General features: G+C 33.1%; 25 protein-coding genes. 22 read left to right on the forward strand and 3 right to left on the reverse strand.

Annotated elements, in window-relative coordinates; all coding sequences use genetic code 11:
* Window positions 1-47 precede the first annotated feature (47 nt).
* The 22 genes from KF896_05400 to KF896_05505 all read left to right on the forward strand — a co-directional run bounded on the left by KF896_05400 (window position 48) and on the right by KF896_05505 (window position 19,937).
* Complete coding sequence (locus KF896_05400; GenBank protein MBX3043133.1) at window positions 48-605, forward strand: hypothetical protein; 558 nt, start codon at window positions 48-50, stop codon at window positions 603-605.
* Complete coding sequence (locus KF896_05405; protein MBX3043134.1) at window positions 602-1,558, forward strand: DUF4373 domain-containing protein; 957 nt, start codon at window positions 602-604, stop codon at window positions 1,556-1,558. Before KF896_05400 ends, KF896_05405 begins: the two co-directional genes overlap by 4 nt.
* Window positions 1,500-1,796, forward strand: a complete 297-nt coding sequence (locus KF896_05410) for a hypothetical protein (GenBank protein MBX3043135.1) — start codon at window positions 1,500-1,502, stop codon at window positions 1,794-1,796. Before KF896_05405 ends, KF896_05410 begins: the two co-directional genes overlap by 59 nt.
* On the forward strand, window positions 1,793-2,005 hold the full coding sequence (locus KF896_05415; GenBank protein ID MBX3043136.1) for a hypothetical protein: 213 nt from the start codon (window positions 1,793-1,795) through the stop codon (window positions 2,003-2,005). The genes KF896_05410 and KF896_05415 overlap by 4 nt, the downstream gene beginning before the upstream one ends.
* On the forward strand, window positions 2,002-2,241 hold the full coding sequence (locus KF896_05420) for a hypothetical protein (protein MBX3043137.1): 240 nt from the start codon (window positions 2,002-2,004) through the stop codon (window positions 2,239-2,241). The genes KF896_05415 and KF896_05420 overlap by 4 nt, the downstream gene beginning before the upstream one ends.
* A gap of 11 nt (window positions 2,242-2,252) precedes the next feature.
* Window positions 2,253-4,061, forward strand: coding sequence for a toprim domain-containing protein (locus KF896_05425; protein MBX3043138.1), 1,809 nt, complete (start codon window positions 2,253-2,255; stop codon window positions 4,059-4,061).
* Between the two features lie 91 nt (window positions 4,062-4,152).
* Window positions 4,153-4,452, forward strand: a complete 300-nt coding sequence (locus KF896_05430) for a hypothetical protein (protein MBX3043139.1) — start codon at window positions 4,153-4,155, stop codon at window positions 4,450-4,452.
* A gap of 411 nt (window positions 4,453-4,863) precedes the next feature.
* Entirely contained in the window at window positions 4,864-6,114 is a 1,251-nt protein-coding gene (locus tag KF896_05435) for a TolC family protein (protein MBX3043140.1), read from the forward strand.
* 15 nt (window positions 6,115-6,129) lie between these two features.
* Window positions 6,130-7,353: an efflux RND transporter periplasmic adaptor subunit gene (locus KF896_05440; protein MBX3043141.1), complete on the forward strand. Its 1,224-nt coding sequence runs from the start codon at window positions 6,130-6,132 to the stop codon at window positions 7,351-7,353.
* The gene (locus tag KF896_05445) at window positions 7,353-10,457 is read left to right on the forward strand and encodes an efflux RND transporter permease subunit (GenBank protein ID MBX3043142.1); all 3,105 of its coding nucleotides are present in this window, start codon (window positions 7,353-7,355) and stop codon (window positions 10,455-10,457) included. Before KF896_05440 ends, KF896_05445 begins: the two co-directional genes overlap by 1 nt.
* Window positions 10,458-10,519: 62 nt before the next feature.
* A complete protein-coding gene (locus KF896_05450) occupies window positions 10,520-10,861 on the forward strand; it encodes a P-II family nitrogen regulator (GenBank protein ID MBX3043143.1) in 342 nt (113 codons plus the stop codon).
* Between the two features lie 86 nt (window positions 10,862-10,947).
* A complete protein-coding gene (locus KF896_05455; protein ID MBX3043144.1) occupies window positions 10,948-11,847 on the forward strand; it encodes a cation transporter in 900 nt (299 codons plus the stop codon).
* 466 nt (window positions 11,848-12,313) lie between these two features.
* Window positions 12,314-12,700, forward strand: a complete 387-nt coding sequence (locus KF896_05460) for a hypothetical protein (GenBank protein MBX3043145.1) — start codon at window positions 12,314-12,316, stop codon at window positions 12,698-12,700.
* A gap of 167 nt (window positions 12,701-12,867) precedes the next feature.
* Entirely contained in the window at window positions 12,868-13,299 is a 432-nt protein-coding gene (locus KF896_05465) for a hypothetical protein (protein ID MBX3043146.1), read from the forward strand.
* Entirely contained in the window at window positions 13,292-13,657 is a 366-nt protein-coding gene (locus tag KF896_05470) for a hypothetical protein (GenBank protein MBX3043147.1), read from the forward strand. Before KF896_05465 ends, KF896_05470 begins: the two co-directional genes overlap by 8 nt.
* 12 nt (window positions 13,658-13,669) lie before the next feature.
* Window positions 13,670-14,263, forward strand: coding sequence for an Ig-like domain-containing protein (locus KF896_05475; protein MBX3043148.1), 594 nt, complete (start codon window positions 13,670-13,672; stop codon window positions 14,261-14,263).
* A gap of 197 nt (window positions 14,264-14,460) precedes the next feature.
* Entirely contained in the window at window positions 14,461-15,081 is a 621-nt protein-coding gene (locus KF896_05480; GenBank protein ID MBX3043149.1) for a fibronectin type III domain-containing protein, read from the forward strand.
* A complete protein-coding gene (locus KF896_05485; GenBank protein MBX3043150.1) occupies window positions 15,082-16,131 on the forward strand; it encodes a DUF2279 domain-containing protein in 1,050 nt (349 codons plus the stop codon).
* Window positions 16,132-16,143: 12 nt separating this feature from the next.
* On the forward strand, window positions 16,144-18,243 hold the full coding sequence (cadA, locus tag KF896_05490) for a cadmium-translocating P-type ATPase (GenBank protein ID MBX3043151.1): 2,100 nt from the start codon (window positions 16,144-16,146) through the stop codon (window positions 18,241-18,243).
* A gap of 98 nt (window positions 18,244-18,341) precedes the next feature.
* Window positions 18,342-18,941: a mercuric transport protein MerTP gene (gene merTP / locus KF896_05495; protein MBX3043152.1), complete on the forward strand. Its 600-nt coding sequence runs from the start codon at window positions 18,342-18,344 to the stop codon at window positions 18,939-18,941.
* A gap of 171 nt (window positions 18,942-19,112) precedes the next feature.
* Window positions 19,113-19,355 carry a hypothetical protein gene (locus KF896_05500; protein ID MBX3043153.1) on the forward strand — a complete coding sequence of 81 codons (243 nt, stop codon included), beginning with the start codon at window positions 19,113-19,115 and terminating at the stop codon, window positions 19,353-19,355.
* 39 nt (window positions 19,356-19,394) lie between these two features.
* The gene (locus KF896_05505; protein ID MBX3043154.1) at window positions 19,395-19,937 is read left to right on the forward strand and encodes a CueP family metal-binding protein; all 543 of its coding nucleotides are present in this window, start codon (window positions 19,395-19,397) and stop codon (window positions 19,935-19,937) included.
* 1 nt (window position 19,938) lies between these two features.
* On the opposite strand, the gene KF896_05510 is transcribed toward KF896_05505, so the two are convergent.
* Genes KF896_05510 through KF896_05520 form a run of 3 tightly spaced genes read right to left on the reverse strand, consistent with a single transcriptional unit; the run spans window position 19,939 to window position 23,676 of the window.
* The gene (locus KF896_05510; protein ID MBX3043155.1) at window positions 19,939-20,520 is read right to left on the reverse strand and encodes a phage virion morphogenesis protein; all 582 of its coding nucleotides are present in this window, start codon (window positions 20,518-20,520) and stop codon (window positions 19,939-19,941) included.
* Window positions 20,513-22,213 (reverse strand): hypothetical protein, encoded by a 1,701-nt coding sequence (locus KF896_05515; GenBank protein MBX3043156.1) that lies wholly within the window; start codon window positions 22,211-22,213, stop codon window positions 20,513-20,515. Before KF896_05515 ends, KF896_05510 begins: the two co-directional genes overlap by 8 nt.
* A gap of 2 nt (window positions 22,214-22,215) precedes the next feature.
* Window positions 22,216-23,676, reverse strand: coding sequence for a DUF935 family protein (locus KF896_05520; GenBank protein ID MBX3043157.1), 1,461 nt, complete (start codon window positions 23,674-23,676; stop codon window positions 22,216-22,218).
* Between the last annotated feature and the right edge of the window lie 4 nt (window positions 23,677-23,680).

Genomic DNA, 23,680 nt, shown 5'->3' on the forward strand with positions numbered 1-23,680 from the left:
TGGAAAATAAAGAATCATTAAAAATTAAACTAAGCATCAATAAGAATATGCTTAACAAGGCAAATCCTTCAACTTATGGTTGGAGAAACATAGAATATACAGGTCAAGAACTCGCAAGCCATATTCAAAAGGGCTTAGCATTTTCTCCAGGTATATTAAGAGCAAATGCTAATGGTAGGAAACCTTCAATAAAGGACATTGATTCGGCACAAATTCTTGCTATCGACATTGATAATGATATAAAATCTTATAACAATGTTACTAAGAAATATGATAAAAGAATTAAGTCCAAAGAAGAAGGATACATAAGCTATGAAGAAGCACTTATAGACCAATTTGTGATAGAGAATGCACTTTTTGTTTATACCACACCAAGCCATCAAGAACTGTTTAATAGGTTTAGAATTGTCTTCGTAATAGAACAGTTTATCAATAAAGCAGAAGTTTACAGAAATGCAATAACACCACTGATAGAGAGATTTGGTGGAGATAAATCTTGTTCTAATATTGACAGACTATTTTACGGTAATAGTAATTGCCGTTTAGAATATTTTGGCAATATCTTAAATCAAGATTTTGTAATAAATAACCAGTTAATGTTATGAAAGAAGCATATTATTTTTCTCACGACACAAATGCAAGGAATGATGAAAAGATTCTATGCCTAAGAGCTGACTACGGTATCACCGGTTATGGTGCTTTTTGGATATTGATTGAAATGATGTTTGAAAATCAGGACACTCAATTAAGCCATAAGCACGTAAAAGGTATTGCCTATAGTTTGAATATGGAAGTAGAACTTCTTACTAATATCATCAATTCTTGCGTTGAATACGGTCTGTTTGTTAGTGATGGAGATAATTTCTGGAGTGAATCACTTCGCACAAGGAAAGGAACATACATTAACAAACGGGAAAAGAAAGTTGAAGCAGGTCTCAAAAGTGCTGAAGCAAGAAGACTGAAAGCATTAGAAAACTCAGAACAAACTTCCAATTTTGCAGAACAAGATAGTAATCTTGCTCAAACAAACGGCAATTATGCTAAAGCATTGTTAGAGCAAAATAGTAACACTTCTGATGTTATGTTTGAACAAAACTTGAACAGTGTTTCAACAGAACTTAACAGCGAGCCAACAAAAAGCAACAAATTAAAGGAAATTAAAGTAAAAGAAAAAGAAATATTTAATTCTTCTCCTCCGAAATCGGAGATTTCGGAAGAAGGAAAGGAATATGCAAACTTTTTCAAGGGGCTTTTGCCACCCACTCAAAAGGTTACTGAAGCAGATTTGAAAAATTGGGCGGATACTTTCGACAAACTTGTGAGGATTGACAAGCGTTCAAGGGATGAAGTCTATCAAGTAACCGAATGGGCAAGGAAAGATTCTTTCTGGGGTGAACAAGGTAATTTTCTTTCTGCTTGTAAGTTACGAAACAAGTCAAAAGACGGAGTACTTTACTACGATATGTTTTTGCAGAAATTTAAGCAAAGGAGTAAGAGCAATGGCACAAGTCAGGGACAACAAGTCCAAAGACCAGATTGGGTCAAAGCAAAAGAGTGAATTCTTGGCAATTATGGATTCACTTTTCCCAGACCAAGATTTGCTTAACGTGAGCAGTAAGTTTCGGAAAAAAGCAGATTTCACTTTTGAACTTATGCAGAAACAAAATTGGAATCAAGAAGAATTTGAGAAGACAATGCTTGAGTTTTCAATGAAATGGGTTTATAATTCTTGGATGCCTGCTAATGTTCTTGAATTCAAAAAGAAGTTGTTCGCTGATAATGATATGGTGATATGATGAAAGCTGTTCAAACAAAAGCACAAAAGTATATCGAAATTGATGGTCTTTATCAAGGCAAACTGTTCTTTAGTATTGACTTCTATGAATTTGAAGAGCGTGCGGCTATACTTGAATTTGATTTCGGAGTTGAATTCAAAGAAGCCGCAAGGCTCTCCTTTAACGAATTAATTAAAAAATATGCATATTTGAAAGGAAAAATAAAATGATTAAGATAACTGGATTATATAAATCAATATCTAAAAAGGGCGATACTTTCTTATCAGGTAAAACAATTGACGGAGTTAAATACTTTGTTTTCAAGAATAACAAGAAGAAAGATAACCACCCTGATTACAACTTGTATATGGAAGACAATGATACAAATCCACCAAAGCCTAAAATCGAAACAACTGATGATTTTCTAAATCAACAAGTAGATTCTGATGATGACTTACCCTTTTAGGAGAAAACACTATGTCTGTTAAATTTGAAGATTTTGGTGTATATGGAATAGACAAAAACAGATTTGGAGAGCAAAGAACAACCTGTCCTAAATGTTCTTCAACTCGAAAAGCTACTCATAAGAATATTAAGTGCCTTTCGGTAAATCCCGACAAAGGAAATTGGTTCTGTCATCATTGCGGTTATTCGGGTGGTTTATTTGAAAAGAAAGAAGTAAAGTATTTCTTACCTAAACCTGTTTCAACTAATGCCATATCTCCAACAGATAAGGTCTATGATTGGTTTACTTCTCGAAAAATAACTAAAGAAGTTATCAATAGAAATAAAATCACTATTGAAAAAGTATTCTTATCTCAATTAGGCAAAGAAGATTGGTGTATATGTTTCAATTACTATGTTGGCGAAATTCTTACTAACATCAAATACAGAAATTCTCAAAAAGTATTTCAACAAGTAAAAGGTGGATCGAAGGTTTTCTACAAGCTAAATGACTTGGAGAATCAAACCGACTGTATTATAACCGAAGGAGAAATTGATGCTCTATCATTTGAAGTTGCAGGATTTCAAAATGTAGTTTCGGTTCCAGATGGAGGTATTAATCCTGAAGTAAAACAAATTCAGACAAAACTTGATTATTTGGACAATTGTTCTGAATATTTCAAGAATATGCACAGAATATATTTGGCTACGGATTCTGATGCTCCAGGAATAAGACTTCGTGAAGAATTGGCAAGAAGGCTTGGAAAGTCAAGATGTTGGATTGTTCGCTATCCTAATGGCTGCAAAGATGCAAATGATGTTTTAGTAAAGTATGGCTCTAATAAGCTCAAAGAATGCATAAATAATGCAGAACTTTATCCAATTGAAGGCATTCATTATGCAAATGACCGCCGTGATGAACTCAAAGACTTATACGATAATGGATTTCCAAATGGTGCTAAGTCAGGATATTCAAACCTTGATGAACTTATTACTTTCTACGGTTCTCAATTGACTATTATTACAGGAATTCCATCACACGGAAAAAGTAATTTTATGGATCAGTTGATGATAAAACTGGCAATTAACCATAATTGGCGTTGGGGAATATTTTCACCTGAGAACTCAACCATTGAAATTCATTTATTACGGCTTATTGAGATTTTGGTTGGCAAACCATTTCTAAAAGATTATAACAACCGAATGACCTTTGATGAAGTGGAAACTGCACGTGATTTTATCAATGACCATACTTATTTCATTTTGCCAGATAATGAAGAATATCGTTTGGAGAGGATTCTTGAAGCTGCAGGTGGATTAGTTCTGAAACATGGCATCAAAGGATTGATACTCGACCCTTGGAACACTCTTGAGCATCAATACGGCAGTGATTCTGAAACTATATATACGGGTAAGGTTCTGAATCAATTGAAGTATTTTGCAAGGATTCACGATATTCATCTATTCTTGGTGGCACACCCACGTAAAATGGCACGCAAGAAAGACAGCAAACTTTTTGAAGTACCAACTCTTTATGATATTTCTGGGTCTGCCAACTGGTTCAATATTGCCGACAATGGTATGGTAGTTTATCGGCAGTTCTCCGAAGATTTTACTGAAAGCTATCCTATTGTTTATGTTCAGAAAGTAAAACATAAGTTTATAGGTAAGACTGGATTTGCTAAGTTCGACTTCGATGTTTCCTGCCAAAGATATATTGAAAAGGACAGGCATAACATTAAAAATGAACTTGATGCTTATGTTGATATATGTCCAGGAGGATATCCAAGTTCTTGGATGAATGACTGGGAAAATAAGAATGATGATGATGTTGGGTTCTAATTTGAACTCTTCTGAATCAGTGACTGGCAGACCTAAAGTTCTGTCAGTCTTACTATGGAATAATCTTTAATAAAATAAATGGAATTAAATTATGAGAAATGAAGATATTATAGAATTGCTTGAAGAACAGGATTTGCCTGAGCATTTCCAAATTGTTGCCGAAACTTGTGGAATTGAAACTGCAAGAATTCTTATCAAAGAACTGGGTGGAATTACTGTTAGTATTCCAATGGTGAATTCTTTACGCTCTTTGATTGAACGTTATATAAAAGAAAACATAAAAGAGATACCAATTAAGAAAATCGCAAGGGAACTTGGAATGAATGAAAGAGCTGTAGCAAATATAATGAGAAAGAAAAGCTTAAAAATAGACAACGGAAAAAAGTTTTAACTTCTGAAATATTTATTTTTTTGGTTCGTCTTTATAAACTATGAAAAAAGTAGCCTTTATATTGCTTTTAATTATAGGATTCTTGTTTTTGCACTCAGAAACTGGAATCTTGAAAGATTGTGCAGACCATCATGAAGGACATGATGTTTGCTCTATTTTTCAAAATTCAGATAAAATAAGGACTTCATCACTTGCTTCATTCAATAACATTAATCAATTACTAAATACTGCATTTATTATCCCATTAATAAATATAAGCAATTATCTTATAATCCCAAATACAAATAATTCTGATTTCTATCCTCATAGACTCAAGAACAAAAAGTTAATACACTTTCTAAGCTCACTCCTAATTTAGTAGATTTTTCCCTATCAATTTTTTATAATATTTTATAACTTTTAGGAGAAAAAATGAGACATCTTTTTGTCTTGTTCTTCATATGCTGTACATTCAGCACTATGTTTGGGCAAGAAAATAAAATTAAGGGTTTAACTCTACAAAATGCACTGGATATAGGTTTAAAGAACCATCCTGAAATTCAGGCAGCTCATGCGAATATAAGTGGCTCTAAAGGGAGGTACTTAAGTGGAATTTCCTTACCTCAACCGGAGATAGCATATGATAATCAATTTATATCCCCTACCAATGGGTTAGGTAACGAAAGAACTATTTCTGTTTCTCAATCCTTTGAATTCCCGTCAATTTACTTTTTAAAAGGGAGTAAATACTCTAAAGCTGAAGAGATTACTTATTTTCAGCTCAAACTTATTGAGAGAAATCTCACTACTAAAATAAAGACTGCATACTATAAAGTACTTGCAAAACAAAATCAATTAAAAACAGCCGAAGAAAATCTATTAATAACAGAAGACTTCTTAAAAAAATCAGAAATAAGACAAAATGTCGGTGAAGGTACCAACTTAGAAAGACTTACTGCAAAAGTTCAATTTTCTGAAGCACAAAACAACTTAGAAATTTCAAAAAATGAACTAAAAACTGCATTTGCAGAATTGAATTATACTCTTGGATTTGGAAATCAAACAATAGATTCCGTATATTCTTTGCAAGATTCTTTACATTTTGTTGACTACTCATTAAATACGAGTCAATTCAATAAAATATTTGAAATAAATAATCCACAAATTAAGATTGCCGAGATTAATTATGATATATCAAACGTAGAAAAAAGTCTTGCTGTATCTTCTTATTTACCAAAAATAAATCTTGCATATTTATCTCAAACACTTGACAATAAAAGTGGATTCCATGGCTTTAATGTTGGTGTATCTGTTCCACTTTGGTTTATGTTTGAACAGAATGGCAAAATTCAAGAAGCAAGTGCAAATCAGTCAATTTCTGAAAATATTCTTCAATTAACTAAGAACGATATTTCAATAAATTTGAAAAATTCAATAACTGACTACGAGAACAACCTCAGACAAGTTAAACTTTATTTGGAGGACATTCTGCCACAATCGGAAGAAATTTTCAGAACTGCTTCAAAAAGTTACGAGGTAGGTGAATTAACCTATCTTGAATATTTGAAAGCTAAGCAAACTTTGAATATTTCAAAGAATAACTACAATAATGCCATCTTTAATTACTATCAATCCATATTTAAGATTGAAGAAATTGTTGGACAAAATATAACAAATAAATAAGTAAAGGAGAAATAAATGAAATTAAATATCAAATTTTTATTGGTTGTTATTTTTCAGGTATTCATTCTCATAGGATGCAGCGAAAAAGAAAACCACAAAAACGAAGGAAAACATGAAGATGAACATGAAAGCCATAAAAGCGAAGGTAAAAACGATGAAGATCACGAAAAGCATTCGAAATTGGTAAAACTTAGTCAAGAATCGCTAAAATTGATAAATATTCAAACAGAGACTGTTTCTTTGCAAACTATGACCGGATTTATCACAATTCCAGCAACAATAGTACATAATCAAGATAATGAAGCACAAGTTGGATCATTAGTACAAGGAAGGGTGCAGAAAGTTTTTGTTAAAATAGGAGATTACGTAAAGGCTGGGCAAGTTCTTATGACAGTTGAAGGATTGGACATAGGAACAATTAAAGCTGGTTTCCTCAAGGCAAAAGCAAACTTAGATTTTACCAAATCAACTTATGAAAGACAAAAGAAATTATTTGAAGAAAAAATAGGTTCACAAAAAAGTTTATTAGAAAGTCAAGCTGAGTATGAAAAAGCATCAGCTGAATTTAAAGCAGAAGATAAGAGAATTCATTCAATCGGGCTATCTGATGAAGATATGTTAAACAGCAAATCACATGATGAACATACTTCCGGGACTCTACCTATCAAGTCACCAATAAGTGGAATTGTAGTTGAAAGAAACATTGTATTAGGTCAATTAATTGAAACGAATACAAATGCATTCAAAGTTGTTAATACAAGCTCGGTTTGGATTGATGGGCAAGTATTTGAAAAGGATTTAAACAAATTTACTCAAAAAACATCTGCAATTTTTACTTCTACAGTTTTCCCTAATGAAAATTTCACAGGTAAAGTAATCTACATTGGTCAATCAATCGATGAACAAACGAGAACCTTATTAATTAGAACTGAATTTTCAAACAATAAGAATAAATTGAAGCCACAAATGTTTGGTGAATTAAAAATACCAGTCGGAGATAACACTCAGGCATTGTTGATACCCGAAGAAGCTCTTATAAAAGAAGGGGATAAGTATTTTGTATTTATTAAAGAGTCTGACACAACCTTTGAGCAACGATTTGTTTCAATCGGTTTACCTTCAAATAAAAGAATTGAAATTACAGATGGATTAAAAGAGGGAGAAGTAGTTGTATCAAAGGGCGCTTTCTATTTGATTAGTGAAATGAAAAAAGAAGAATTGGAAGGGCATGAACACTGATGTTAGAAAAATTAATAACCTTGACATTAACAAGAAAAGGAATGATATTATTCCTTTCTTTGCTGATTGTTGCATTTGGAGTTTACTCGGCTTATAATATCTCCATTGATGCATTCCCTGATGTAACAAATATTCAGGTCGAAATAATCAGCCATGCCGACGGGCTTTCTGCAATTGAAATTGAAAGGAATGTAACTTATCCTATTGAAATGGCAATGCGTGGAATACCGGATGTTGTGCAAATGCGTTCTGTTACAAAATTTGGACTTTCAATTGTAACTTTAGTTTTTAAAGATAATGTTGACATATATTTCGCAAGACAATTAGTATTTGAACGATTAGGTGAAGCCAGGGAAAAGGTTCCTCAAGGCGTTGAGATAGCTATGGGTCCTATAGCAACAGTTATGGGGGAAATCTACCAATATACACTTGAAGGAAAAATGCCCGATGACTCACTTGCTAAAATAAAGTATTTGACTGATTTAAGAACACTGCAAGAATGGGTTATTACTCCTCAATTAAAGAATGTTGCCGGAGTAAACGAAATAAATTCTTTTGGAGGGTATTTTAAACAATATCAAGTAATCGTTTCACCTGAGAAATTATTGAAATATTCTCTAACTGTTGATGAAGTATATTCAGCAATTGAGAACAACAATCAAAATGTAGGTGGAAATATTCTTGAAAGAAGTTCAGACCAATATATTATTCGTAGTGTTGGACTGATAAAAAGTATTAGTGATATTGAAAGTATTGTTCTAAAATCCCATGAAGGTACACCTGTTTTCATAAGAGATGTTGCCCAAGTTAAAGTTGGTGAAGCTGTCCGTATGGGAGCCGCTATAAAAAGCGGACAGAATGAAACAGTAGGTGGAATTGTAATGATGTTAAGGGGTGGAAACGGACGTGAAGTTGTTCATCTCGTCAAAGAGAAAGTTAAAGAGATTAACGAAAGCAACATGCTCCCTGATGGAATGAAAATTGTACCTTATTATGATAGAACTGATATTGTAGATGAGAGTATCTTAACTATTATCAGAGCTCTTCTTGAAGGTTCAATCCTTGTCCTTATAGTAACCTTCGTATTGTTAAGAAGTTTTCGGGGTTCGGCTGTAATTTTAATCGCACTTCCAATATCCCTTTTACTTACCTTTGTCTTTATGAAGTTACTGGGTGTAAGTGCTAACTTGATGTCCATCGGAGGTTTAGTAATTTCTACAGGAATGAAATTTGACGCATCAATCATTCAAGTAGAGAATGTCCAAAGACTGCTAAATGAAGGTAAAGGCAAAATCAATAGAATGGCTCTCATTCTTAAAGCCATTCTTGATGTTAGAAAACCAAGTATTTATGGTGAAATAATAATAGCAATAACATTCATTCCAATTCTGGCATTAGAAGGAATAGAAGGAAAAATGTTTGCACCATTAGCTATCACAGTTGGATTGGCTATCATTGCTTCGCTATTAATGTCTATCTTTATCATACCGCAGTTATGTGCTATATTTTTGAAACCACAAGCTGAAAAAGAAAGTTTTGTAATGAGATTCTTTTCAAAGAATTATCTCCCATTACTCAAGTTTAGTATAAGAAGGAAAAGCGTTATTCTAATTACGTCAATAGTAGCTTTAATCGGTTCATTGTTTCTATTTACCCGATTGGGTACAGAATTTATACCGATAATGGATGAAGGTGCTTTTGATATGGATATTGCCTTATTACCCGGAGTCTCGCTCCCTAAATCATTAGAAGTAAACAAAATGGCAGTTGCAAAACTCGAGAAATTTGATGAATTAGATATTGTCGTAGGAAGGATAGGTCAAACCGGTGTTGCTCTTGACACAAGAGGTGTTGACAAAACAGGATATGTAGGTGTATTAAAACACAAAAACGAGTGGAAAAGAAATATTTCAAGAGAAGAACTTAATAATGAAATGAGGGAATCACTTGAATCTATTCCCGGAATCGCTTTTGGATTTAGTCAGCCGATTCAGTGCAGAATTGATGAAATTGTGGCAGGTACAAGAGCACAATTAATATTAAAACTTTTTGGTGAAGACATTGAAATATTGAAAAGCAAAGCTGATGAAATTGCAAAGGTTCTTTCAGGTATTAAGGGTGGAACTGATTTAATTACAGAAAAAGTAGCGGGTCAGCCATATTTAACAATCTCAATAGACAGAAACAAAATCGCAAGATATGGTTTGAATATAAGTGATGTTCAAAATATTGTTGAAATTGCAATCGCCGGTAAATCAGCTTCAAAATTTTATGAGGAAAATAAGAGCTTCGATATTGCTGTGCGAATTCCGGAAGATAAAAGAAATTCGTTAGAAACTATCAGTAATATTTTTGTTCCGACTAAAGAGGGAATGAATATACCTCTTTCGCAAATAGCTGACATTAAAATGATTGAAGGACCTGTTCAGATTAGCCGTCAAGATGGTATAAGAAGAATTGGTATTGAAATGAATATTAGTGGCAGAGATATTGGTAGTTTTGTTGAAGAAGCTAAAGAAAAAATCAAAGAACATATCCAACTTCCATCAGGCTATTATTTACATTGGGGCGGACAGTTTGAAAATCAGCAAAGAGCAATGAACAAGCTAATAATTATTGCTCCAATAGCTCTTGGATTAATAATTTTACTGTTATTCGTTACTTTCCATTCCATGCGTCTAACATTGCTCGTAATTTCAAACTTGCCATTTGCCTTGATTGGAGGTATCATTGCGCTTTATTTTTCAGGTCTTTATTTATCAGTACCTGCATCAGTTGGCTTTATTGTCCTTTTCGGTGTGGCTGTATTAAATGGTGTTGTTTTAGTAACACATATTAATCAGCTTAGAGAAGAAGGCTTGCCTCTTAGTGAAGCAATTGAAAAAGGTAGTATGGACAGGTTGCGCCCAGTGCTTATGACAGCATTCATTACTATTTTTAGTTTGGTTCCGGCAATTGTATCAACCGGAGCAGGGTCTGAAGTTCAAAAGCCACTCGCAGTTGTAGTTGTTGGTGGTTTAATTACATCAACAATACTTACTTTACTGATTATTCCTTCAATATACAGTTGGTTTGAAAAAAGGAAAGTCGAAGCTGAAATGTAAATTATATCCGGCTTGTCATCAAAAACAAGCCGGAATTTTCTTAAATAATAAAGGATATAAATATGAAAGAAATAAAAGCAATTATAAGACCTTTTAAACTATTGGAAGTTATTGATGAGCTGACTAAAATTGAAGATTTGCCCGGAGTTACAGTTTCAGATATTAAAGGTTTTGGTAAAAGTAGGGCAAAAAATGCTCCTGATAAAATTGTTTATGATTTGGTTGAGTTTATTCCAAGAACCAAAATCGAGTTGGTTATTTCTGATGATATGGTTGAAGAAGTTGTAAATGTTCTTCAAAAATTTGCTCATACCGGAAATACCGGCGATGGGAAGATATTTGTTTACAATGTTGAAGATGTCATTAAAATCAGAACGAATGAAAGAGGAGAAGAGGCGATATGAATTTAGAAATCTATTATAATATCATTATTGAAAATTTAATTTGGGATATCAATCAAAAATATTTTTAAAATATGCTTATTAAGATTATGGAACACAATCACAATAACTTTGAAAACAAGATAGATTACAACAATGCTTTTGCGTTTGGCATCATTTTAAATTGGGCTTATGTTGTTTTTGAATTTGTCTTCGGATTGAGAATTAATTCAATGGCTCTTATAGCCGATGCAAGTCATAATTTAGGCGATGTACTGGGTTTATTGCTTGCATGGGGAGCATCGTATCTTGCTAAAACTTCAGCTACTAATCAAAGGACTTATGGTCTAAGAAAATCAACAGTTCTTGCTGCATTATTCAATGCTATTATTCTTCTTATAGCTGTTGGTGCTATTTCTATTGAAGCTGTCAGGAAAATAATTACACCAGAACCGTTACAAGGTACAACGATGATGATTGTAGCTGGAATTGGTGTGGTCATTAATGCTTTAACAGCCGTTCTCTTCTTGAAAGGTAAAAATAAAGACATAAATATTAAAGGTGCATTTTTGCATATGTCTGCTGATGCTGGCGTTTCCCTTGCTATTGTAGGAGCTGGTTTGCTTATCAATTTAACTGGTTTTTATTTGTTGGATCCGATTATTAGCTTTGTTGTTGTGATAGTTATTGTGATTGGAACTTGGAATTTGCTCAAAGAATCTTTCTTTTTATCTATGGATGCCGTTCCTAAAAATATTGATTATGAAAATGTTTTCAAATATTTTAAATCAATTGATGGTGTTAAGGAAGTCCATGATTTACATATTTGGGCAATGAGTACAACAGAAACTGCTCTTACAGTTCATCTAGTGATGCCATCAAGCAAGATTGAAGAAAATTTTTTATATAAAATAAACCACAATCTTCATCACGATTTTAATATCGGGCATTCGACAATCCAAATTGAGAAGGACAATCAGTACAGAAATTGCAATAAAAATGAAATTTAAAAAATAAATTATTTATTATCAAGGAAACGCAATGTGAAATATTTTATGCAAATTTTATCAACAATGTTCTTAACTCTGATTGGTTGATCAAATTTAACGAAAATACCAATTAAGAAAATAGCAAGGGAATTGGGAATGAACGAGAGAGCGGTCGGGAATATTTTGAGAAAGACAAAGAAATAAAAAAAATGTTGCAATATATTGAAGGTTATTTCGTATTTTTGCATTGTGTAGTATTTTATTTAGGAAAATGATTAGAATAATCAGACATATAACAGCGACACTCCTCTTGGTGATATTACCAATATCAGCCATAGGTTTGAATATTACTATACATAAGTGCCACCATAGAGGCACATTTCATATATCTTTATTCGATTCTTCAACGAATAATCTCAAAAGCGATTGTTGTACCGGTTGCAATAAAAAAAATCTTGCAAGTAGTCAATTGAGTACAGGTTGTCAAATGGGACACAAAAAGGTTCAAACAGGATGCTCCTTGATGAATATGTCAGAAAATAGTTCAAACCAAACGAAGGATTCAAAAACCACTGAAACTAATACAAATCATTTTAACGCACCATGCTGTTTAAATTTTGAATTTTCAAATGATATTTGTATCAATCTATACTCAATTGAAAGGACAAAAGACATTTTTGTAGTGTCATTGATTGCCTATGATTATTTTCAAACAGCAAATTTTAATTTAATAATTAAAGATAAAATAACGGTAAAAGATAGAGATAACCCACTTAAGTGTCCTATTAACTATATTATATCGTTTATACACTCCACTTCTCATTCTGTCGATGAGGCAGATCCAATTTCTTCATTGCTATCCCACATAGCATAACAATTATCCATTTTTATTTGCATTTTCACTGTTACATTTAGTTTACATAAATGTATGATAGCTTTAATTATGCGACAATAAGTCAGTTATTGTAATTGTTAAATATTTTATATAATAAGAAATTGAGTATGAGAAAAATAATATTTTTAGTATCGCTTATTGCAGTAATGTTTATTCTTAATATACAGACTGCATATTCAATACCTGCATTTGCAAGGAAATATCAAACTACTTGCAATACATGTCATTCTGTTTATCCACAACTAAACGCTTTTGGAGAATCATTCCGTATTAATGGATACCAATTCCCAAAAGATGATGATGAACAGACAAAAGAAAAACCTGTGTCTTTAGGATCTGAAGCATATAAAAGAGTATGGCCAGATGCAGTATGGCCTAATTTTATGCCAGGTACTTCTCCAATCTCTCTTAGAGGAAGAACTGCCTTTACTATTTCAACTGATACACTTGGTTCAACTACATCAGAATTTGGAATGCCAGCACTTCAATTCTATGGTGCAGGTGTTCTTGGTAAAGATATTACAATATGGGTTGGAGCACATTTATTTGAGAATGGAGCTGTTGGAAGTTATGTGTAAGTTTTTTAAATCAAATATAATACTTTTCCCTATTTTATTAGGATTAGGATTTAGTTCTTGCGAAAGGGATGAAGTAAGTCCTGTAAAACCTTTAGAATTTGATTCTACATGTGATACTAACTATGTGTCATTTTTACAAACCATAAAACCAACAATTAATAAAAATTGTGAATACTGCCATAATAATAGTTATACTGCATCTGGAGTTAACCTTGAAGGTTATGATAATATTAAAAAATCGGCGGCAAATGGCACTCTCAAAAAAAGTATCAATGGTTCTATGAAAGTCTATATTGAAAATGATTGTGATAACGTTAAAATTCAAGCTTGGATAAACCAAGGTAGTAAAAATAATTAAAAGGAGAAGACAGTGAAAACATCACTAAAAATAAGCTTAGCTTTAATGCTAATATCAACTGCATTCTTTGCAGGTTGCAGTAATATGACAGATAATAATTCCGGCAATACGGATGCAGGAAATTTCTTGACAATAAGTCCTGCTGACAATACTCAAAATATTGGCATTAACGATGCGGTTACAATTCAATTTGCAGCTCCGGTAGATACGAAAACAATCGAAGCAAATTTTGTTTTGATTAGCCAGAAAGACATTGCTGATTCTCTTTGTCCTGTTAGCAAAAATATGGGACATTCAGATATGATGAAGGATATGATGGATACTACTATGATGAACCATTTGAAAATGACACATCATACAAAAGGCACATTCAAGTGGAATTCAAACAAAACCATGTGTGAGTTTAAATCAGATTCCGCTTTAAGCCATAATACCGACTACATGATGTACATACATTCCGATATGATGAATCACATGAAAAACATGATGAATAACAGCATGTCGAATGGAGGAATGAATATGGGTGGCAATATGAATATGATGAATGGACAAAAAGCATCAGATTTAATATTTAAAGTTACTCGTTTCAGAACCATGAATAAGTAAAATTCTTTGAAATTTGAAAATTTCTTTAGAATATTTTGGATTTTCTTTAGAAATTTTGTATAAGTGCATAAAATCCTGCAGGTTTTCTTTGGAAATATCTTAATTTTGTAAAGAAACCTGCGGGTTTTCTTCAGAAGTTTTTGGAATAACTTTTGAAATATTGAAAATTTGTTGAATAAATTTTGGAGATTCTTGAGATGGCTAATTATTTTCCTGCAAAAGACGCAGATTTTATTGCTTGGCTTGCAAATTTTCTTGTAGTTGCCAATGCCAATCTTGTCCCACTTGGTATTATTGCAGGGGATTTAACCCCTATTTCTACGTTACAGCCGACTTATTCAACAAATCTAAACGATGTTGAGGCAAAAAAAGCCGCTCTTGCCTCCGCTGTTGATACAAAAGACGCTACAAAAGATGCTATTATCCAAAAATTACGAATTGTAGTTAATAAAATTCAGGCTAACCCTGCTGTTGCTCCTGCATTGAAATCGCAATTAGGAATTTCAACGCATGAGGGCGGTCATTATCCACAACATCCTATTCCTCCAAGCGAATTGCTTGCCGAATTGCTTCCCGACGGCTCTATAGAGCTTGACTGGAGCAGAAACGGCAATGCTCCCGGCACGCAGTTTGTGATTGAATATTGTCTTGCGCCATCAACGACTTGGACTTTGCTTGATGTTGTTACTAAGACAAGTTTCATACATTCCGGCCATCCTCTTGGAAAAGCTATTCAATATTGGGTTAAAGCCAGAAAGAACAGTGAAACCAGCGGAGCAAGCAATATTGCGGTTGTGAATGCGGGTGGAGTAGTTTAAATGAGTATTGGGAAAATGATAATCAGGTTGATTTTACTGTTATTAGGTGTTGAAATAATGGTTGCAGAAAATACAATAGCAGATAATTCTCAAAAGAATATAAATGGAAAAACCGATAACAACAAGGTTAATGAATACGAGAGAATTGATAGTATGGAACTGAAGTTTGCCGATTATAAAAGAGCAACGATTTCAGGCGAATTACCGTTTAAGGAAACTCATCTGAAATTATTTCCAAGTCTTGCTTTAGTTGGCGGGACTGCCGGACTGTTTATTTTACAACATAATTACCAATTGAATTCAATTTGGAAAGATAAAACAAATTTCCGGATTATAGAGAGTTGGGATTATGCCTTATATACAGATAAATTTGGGCATTTCTGGTCAGGTAACTTTATAAGTTATTTATATCGAGATTTATATCAAGAAGTAGGAATAAGTAAAGAGAGTTCGATTTGGTTAGGTGGTTTAACCTGCTTGACCTATTTAACTTATATTGAGATAATGGATGGATACGGAAAGGATTGGGGTTTTGAACCATCAGATTTCTATTTTGATATGTTAGGCAGTTTGTTTTTTGTATCTCAGCATTACCTGCCAATATTACAAAATATAACACCAAAAGCCATGTACTTCAAACCTGAATGGCATGGTGAATTGTCAAGAAATCCCTCGAATAATTTTATTGATAATTATTCAGGACAAACTTTTTTCCTTTCTTTTAATGTATATAATTTATTGCCTAAAGATTTGAAGAAATACTGGGTAGATTGGCTTGAAATAAGTATAGGATATTCGGCACGAAACCTTTCTTATTCAAAACCAATAGCAATAAATGAGAACATTAATTCTTATGAAGTTCTTCCGGGAGTATGGGGAAGCCCACGATTCATTGTAGCCTTGGATTATAATCTTGTAAAAATGCTTCCGGACGGTCCCCCTTTCTGGAATTGGTTTAAGCAGACACTAAACTATATTAAATTGCCTTCTCCTGCTTTGGAAGTTGGTCCCGGAATAAAACCAAGATTTAAAATTGTTTATCCATTTTAACATTAAATTATTATGAAAAACTACATATTAAAAAAGTTAGATTGTGCTTCATGTGCGGCAAAGATAGAAGAAGGCGTTGCAAAATTAGAGCATGTCAAATTTGTCTCAGTGAATTTTGCAAATTCTTCTTTACAAATTGATACACCTGATATTGAAGATGTTAAGAGAAAGATAAAAGAGATTGAACCGGAAGTTGAAATTTTGGAGCAAGCCGAAGAAACAAGCAAATCACATAAGAATTTTCAATTAAAAGATGAATTGGTTGAGAATAAATTTGAAATAATTAGAATTGCTGTGGTTATAGCTCTTTTGATATTTGGGATGGTTTTTGAAAATATAATACATGGAACTCAGTTTCAATGGATTGAATATTTAGTATTTGCTGTGGCATATCTAATAAGTGGTTGGGGTGTTTTAAAGGGTGCAATCAGAAATATTATTAAAGGAAAGGTTTTCAATGAACATTTCCTTATGACCGTTGCTACATTAGGTGCATTCATAATACACGCTATGCCTGAAGCTGTTGCAGTTATGCTATTTTATGTAATAGGTGAACTATTCCAAGATATTGCAGTAAATCGTTCAAGAAGCTCAGTTAAGGCATTATTAGCTATCAGACCAGATTATGCAAATCTTAAAGAAAATGGTAATTTACAAATTGTTGCTCCGAATGATGTTCATCCCGGACAAATTATTGTTGTAAAACCTGGTGAAAAAATTCCATTAGACGGAATAATTTTGGAAGGGAACTCCTTCGTAGATACTTCTGCATTAACCGGAGAATCAGTTCCCAGAGCTGTTAATAAAAGCGATACAGTTTTATCAGGTATGATTAACAAATCAGGATTAGTGACAATTGAGGTAACTAAAGAATTCGGGGAATCTTCAATATCCAAAATATTGGAGTTAGTTGAAAATGCAGTTAGTAAAAAGGCTGAAACAGAGAAGTTCATTACTACTTTTGCTAAGTATTATACTCCGGTGATTGTATTTGCTGCTTTTCTTATTGCAGTAATTCCGCCAGTTTTTATTCAGGGGGCAGTTTTCACAGATTGGGTTTACAGAGCATTGGTAGTCCTCGTTATATCTTGCCCATGTGCTCTCGTAATTAGCATTCCACTCGGCTACTTTGGAGGAATTGGTGGTGCTTCTCGTAGTGGTATATTGATTAAAGGTTCAAACTATTTAGACGCACTAACAAAAGTTAAAACAGTTGTTTTTGATAAAACAGGTACCCTGACAAAAGGTGAATTCAAAGTTGTTGAAATAGTTCCGTCAAACGGATTTAATGCAGAGGAAATTCTTAAATTTGCAGCTTATACCGAAATAAATTCAAACCACCCAATAGCCAAATCTATTATAGAATCTTTCAACAATAAAATTCTAATAAATGAAATTAGTGATGTCAATGAAATATCCGGACATGGTATCAAAGCTAAAATAATGGGAAATGATGTATTAGTCGGAAATGATAAATTTCTCCACTTAAATAATATCGTTCATTCGGTGTGTGATGTTGATGGTACTGTAGTTCATGTTGCTATCAATAAAGAATATGCTGGTTATATTGTTATCTCAGATACCCTAAAGGACGAAGCTATTGAAACTATAAAAGAACTTAATTCCAGAAATATTAAAACAGTTATGTTGACTGGTGATAATGAAAGTGCTGCTAAATATTTTGCAAATAAACTTGGTATAAAAGAATTTTATTACGAGTTGTTACCAGAGCAGAAGGTTGAACACATCGAAAGACTAATCTCAAAAAACAAAGAAGGCAAAGTAGCATTCGTTGGAGATGGAATTAACGATGCTCCGGTAATTGCCAGAGCTGATGTTGGAATAGCAATGGGTGCTTTAGGTTCAGATGCGGCTGTTGAAACGGCAGATATAGTTTTAATGGCAGACTCACCAATGTCAATTGTTAAATCAATTGATGTAGCAAAAAGAACAAGAACTATTGTTTGGCAAAATATTCTGTTTGCAATGGGTGTAAAGCTAATCTTTGTTGTTCTTGGCACATTGGGAGTTGCAACTATGTGGGAAGCCGTCTTTGGTGATATGGGAGTAGCCATTATTGCTATTTTGAATGCTATGAGAGTTATGAAATAAATAAATTATGCTGTACAAAGTCACTATATTACATCTAAAATGTATTTCAAAATGATTCATATGATTTAGAAGTAAGTAAAAATAATTTTGGGAACTTTATGAGATCAGGAAATAAATTTATAGGATTAGGAATTTTAACAGCTACGGCTGCATCCCTATGTTGCATAACACCGGTTTTGGCTCTTATTGCTGGAGTTAGTGGACTTGGTTCAACTTTTTATTGGCTTGAACCTTACAGAACGTATTTTATATGCTTGACAATTTTGGTTCTTGGTTTTGCATGGTTTCAGAAATTAAAAATAAAGAAAGCCGATGAGTGCGGATGTGAAGAAGATGAAAAACCAAAATTCATTCAGTCAAAAACTTTTCTTACTGTCGTTACTATTTTTGCTGCTCTTATGCTTGCCTTTCCTTATTATTCAAAAATATTCTTTCCGAATAATGAAAAGCAAATAATCATTATTGACAAATCAAATTTTCAAACAGCAGAATTTACAATAAACGGAATGACTTGCGAAGGATGCGAAGAAGAAGTAAAGCATGAAGTCAATAAACTCAATGGAATTGTAAAGGCAGATGTATCCTATCAAAATGGAAATGCACAAATACAATTTGACAAATCAAAAACTAAAATAAATGAAATTGAGAATGCAATCAATTCAACAGGTTATTCAGTTACCGATAAAAAAGAGAAATAAAATGTACATTATAACCAAATCAGTAATTACTTGTCCAAACTGTGGACACAAAAAAGAAGAAAAAATGCCGACAGACTCTTGCCAGTATTTTTATGAATGTAAAAACTGTAAGACAATTTTAAAACCAAAAGAAGGTGATTGTTGCGTATATTGCAGTTATGGAACAGAAAAATGTCCATCAATCCAAGAAAAGAAAAATTGTTGCTAATGACAAATTTACCTTCAAAAGGGATAATATCCATAGATATTTCTATAATCACCAGAAATTATATGACAGAACATCTGTATTGCTATTGGAAGGTAAAGCTTATTTTTCTTGGTGTATTAGGCGTTGCAACTATGTGGGAAGCAGTCTTTGGAGATATGGGTGTTGCCATTATTGCAATTTTGAATGCTATGCGAGTTATGAAATAAATAGAAAATATTTTTTAAATTTAAACACATGGAGATTGTATGAAAAATTTAAATGCACTTTTATTCACTCTTGGATTCTTTATTATCAGTTGCTCAAATTCTACAGCACCTGATTACAATCAGTATTATGATTCTCTGACAAATCTGTCAGTGAAAGAATCTATTGCTAAGGGTAACGAATGGAAGTTTTCTGCTCCAAAAATCAAAACTTATGTATCAACTTCAGAAGCTGTTTTTGAATTTCCTGACGGACGAGTTGTAAAAAAAACTCTACCATCAGATTCTTTTTATGTCGCTATTGCACCATACATAAATGGAACACATACTTGCGAAACTCATTATCCATCGAGTTGTGATGGCGAAATCAAGGAACAAACAGTTAAGGTAATCGCTTCTGATGAAAGTGGCAATATTCTTATCAATAATGGCATAAATACCATGAAAAATGGATTCTTTGAATTATGGCTTCCACGAAATAAAAATGTGAAAATTCAGATTGAATATAATTCAATGAAAGGTGAAGAAACAATACCTACAAATAACGATAGCAGAACTTGTATTACAACAATAAAGCTAAAATAATTCAAAATCTGTTTGTTAATAATTCTAAAATCTCTTCCAAATCTTCTTCAGTCAAAGTTATATAAGGACGAGCCGGAATCTGAATAACAGGTTTCAGCTCTTTCTTTTTCGTAAGTGCAAGAACTTTCCAATTGACCAATCCTGTATTATAATACTTTGCCCAGAAGAACTTTCTCATTTTGGAAGTAATAAGAATTGTTGGCGTTAAAGTTCCACCATATTGATGAATAGCCGCATAAGGAGAGTTTGCTGAAATAACTATCGAAGATTTACCTTGTGGTCTTACCTCAATTGTTGACATAAGACCTTTCGAGCGATTCAATGTAGGTTCTAATTCCCAACCAAGTCTTTGGTATTTCTCCTTAGTGGACGAAGCAAGAGCTTTCCATTTCTGAGAACCACCGGAGAATATTGTAATATCATTTTCATTACCATCCCAACGACCACGACCATCAAAATTTTCAGAAATCGCCCTTTCAATTAGTGCCGATACTACTTCAAGTACAGGTGTAAGGTCATCAAATTGCTTCTGCAGTTCGATGAACTTTCTGGAAAGCGAATTAGTGATGTCATTACTAATCATTATCTTCTCCAATATTCTCCTCGGCAACAACAACCCATTTTTGAACTTCTTCAGGCAGATCTTGAAATTTTTGAATTGATGCAATTTTAGAAGTCATACGCACTACATCATTTGGATTCACATCGTTGTATAGTGCTATGCGACCCCACACTCTACCAAGTCTCCTACTTAAATCTGCAGGCATATTGACAATTTTCTTTTCACTAAATTCCACAGGTGGTAACTCTACATTTTCTTTTTGAACAATACATTTAGAACGATTCATAATAACTAAATATTTCCTATCCTCAACAAAAATGGCATCATATCCTTTCAAAATTGCATAATCCCCAATATCATTTAAAAAGTAAGCATCCCTTCTTATTTTGTCAAATTCTTTGAAAACTTCACTTGAAATGTTCTCGTATCTGTATTCCAACTCATCTCTTTCCTTTCCACTCAGATTTGATTCATCATCCATCAATTTCCGCCAAATAATCTTATCTTCATAGGGTTCATATCCGAGTTTTTTATAAGCTATAACCATCATTTCATCTTCTCTTTTATTAAAATCTCTGTCTAAGTCTTTATAATTAATTATATTAGCATTTTTTGGATAAAGAATTTTCATGACTTCTTTTTGGTTTGTGAAAGGTCTTGTTGCATCAATATCATCAATAGCTACATAAGTACCACTTCCGAATATACCTCTACCAGAAAAATAATCACCATATTTGAATTGGTCGTAAAACTCTTGGGCTTTAATTCCATTTAAACCGCGATAAGTTATATAGTAGTCCAACAAATTCAATTCATCAATTTCTGCTTTGTTTAATACTTTCGGCTTAGCTGTAAATCCAAGCATTTCAGCAATATGATGATGCCCTAAATCTTCCTTTGTTTGCTCCTTATATTTTTCACTTATTTTTCTCAAAAGCTCTTCATTCTCAAATGCTTTATCAAAAAATGATGGTTTAGTGTTAAGCATTTTATCCAGCTGATTTCTCAAATCTTTAACATATTTTGATGTGTCCACTTTCCAGGTATATGCCGGGTGTAATGTAAAGTCTTTCGACCTTCTAAGTTGTCTTAAATATTTTGAGCCGTCTTCGGCATTAGAACCGTCTTTAATAGGTGTTACAGAACACTTACAACCAAAACCCGATGGAGGGTATATCAAATCCCAAATCGGATCATCGTACCGAAAAACCTTATCGTGTAGTAAGCTGTGATTATGTCTTTTTGTAGGTCTTTGAATCTGTGTGTATTTCCAATAAGGATATATATGAGATATAAGTTTCTGCTGACGATATTTTCCTTGAGAATACGCCATTTGCATATTTGTATCATAAATGACTTTTAACCGAGATGGAGTTACACCAGTCCAACCAGCTGCTTCTAAGCGAGGCAATAACATTGTTTGAAATTTACTTAAAGTCATTCCCTCTGATTTTGCTCTTTCAACATAATCATAAATCATTTGGAGAATATCGGCACTCATAACCTTTGCTACCGTAAAAGCTTTATTATGTGCTTCAGCATCAAGTTCATCCCAATCACTTGATATTTTAAGATTCTTACCTCTTTGTTTTAACCACTCTAATGCTCTTTCAGGTGGCAATTTGAAAGCAGTTTGCAAAGGATCTTCAAAACGAAAACCTTTCATAGAAGGGATTTTACCATTAGCTTTATAATATTCAACGATATAATTCATTTTCAACTATCCACTCTCAACTGTCCACTAACAATTCCACTCCCAGTTGCTAATAAAATACCTTTTGCTAAATAGTCTTCGAGTATGGTAGTGTCTAATTCCGGGAACATTTCAATTATTTTGTCTTGGATTTCATTGTAACTCTTACTTTCATTTATCATTTCAAGTATTGGTTTTAAGACTGATTGAGTAAGTTCATCAAATTGAGAAATATCAAAAGCTGACTTCTCAAGGATTTTATCAGATTCGGAGAATTGGGGCTTTGTTTGTTCAAATGAAATTTCAATTTCATCATCTTTGAATCCATAGTTCCGTTTGAAATATTCTTTAGTAAACTTCACTTGCCCGGTTGAAGAAAGTGTTTGGTCACGCTGTGCTAATGTCATATCAACATCCTGCTCTTCATACATAACAAAGCGTGGCATTTCTGAAACCGATTCAAAATTGAATTCAATAATCCATTCAATCAGCTTATTTAGCCAGTATTCTACAAGTTGTTTATCCGAATCAACTACATCTTTTCTTACTTGCAGGTGCGTTTGGCTCATAGCATAAGAACCAGTATCTCCTTGCTCGGTTGTTAGAGTTTGTGAGAGTATCGCTTTGGAGATTTCTGCATTACAAAAATGTAACAAGTTCTTATATACATCTGCAGAACTTGTTTTAGATGATTCAAGAATATCAATACTTACTTCTTCTTCAGTAACAGCAATTCCGTCTTGTTGTAGTTTCTCCAATACATTGAATAACTCATAAGCTTCTTCTTGTCCTTTTCCAAGTCCTATTTTACCGTGAAGAAATGGCATTCCATATTTCTGAGTGAAAACTGACCATAGTTTCATTCCACCTTTTTTGAAAATAACTGGATAATAACACTTGGCAAGGATAGATTCACCGTAAGGATTATCATAAGTAGCATTATGTTGAAGCAGTAAAAACTTTTTATTTGGAAGCAAAACACCTTTGGGTTTGTTTCTATCTTTAAATCTAAGCATATTGATACTATCAAACTCAAACCACCAAGAAGGTTTGCCTTTGAGCTCTTTAGGTACTATTTTACCTTCTACTTCACGCCAATAAATCTCAATAGGTTTGAATCCAAACAATGGAGCATCAAGCATTTCTGAAATTATTTGCCTTAGGTTTAAACTATTGAATATTTCTTCAATAAACTCCGATTCAGTACTTTTTGTTCCTCCTCTATTTATCTCCCAATTCAAACTTAAAACTCCTGCTTTTCTCGATTGAACACAACTTGATACGTGTGCATCATAAAGAAAATTCTTGTATGTCTCCAGTGTTTCATTATTCTTTTGAAGTATAACATCAGGATTAGGCAGCAATTCATTTAAAGCACTAAAGAGAAAAGCTTGCCTTGTGGCTATTACTCCAAGAGGATATGGTCGTTTGCCAGTATCATTTTTTTCTGAAAACATATTCCTAATTCTATTGATTAAACCCATTTTT

It is taken from the genome of Ignavibacteriota bacterium (genome assembly GCA_019637995.1).
Taxonomy (GTDB): domain Bacteria; phylum Bacteroidota; class Ignavibacteria; order Kapaibacteriales; family UBA2268; genus JANJTB01.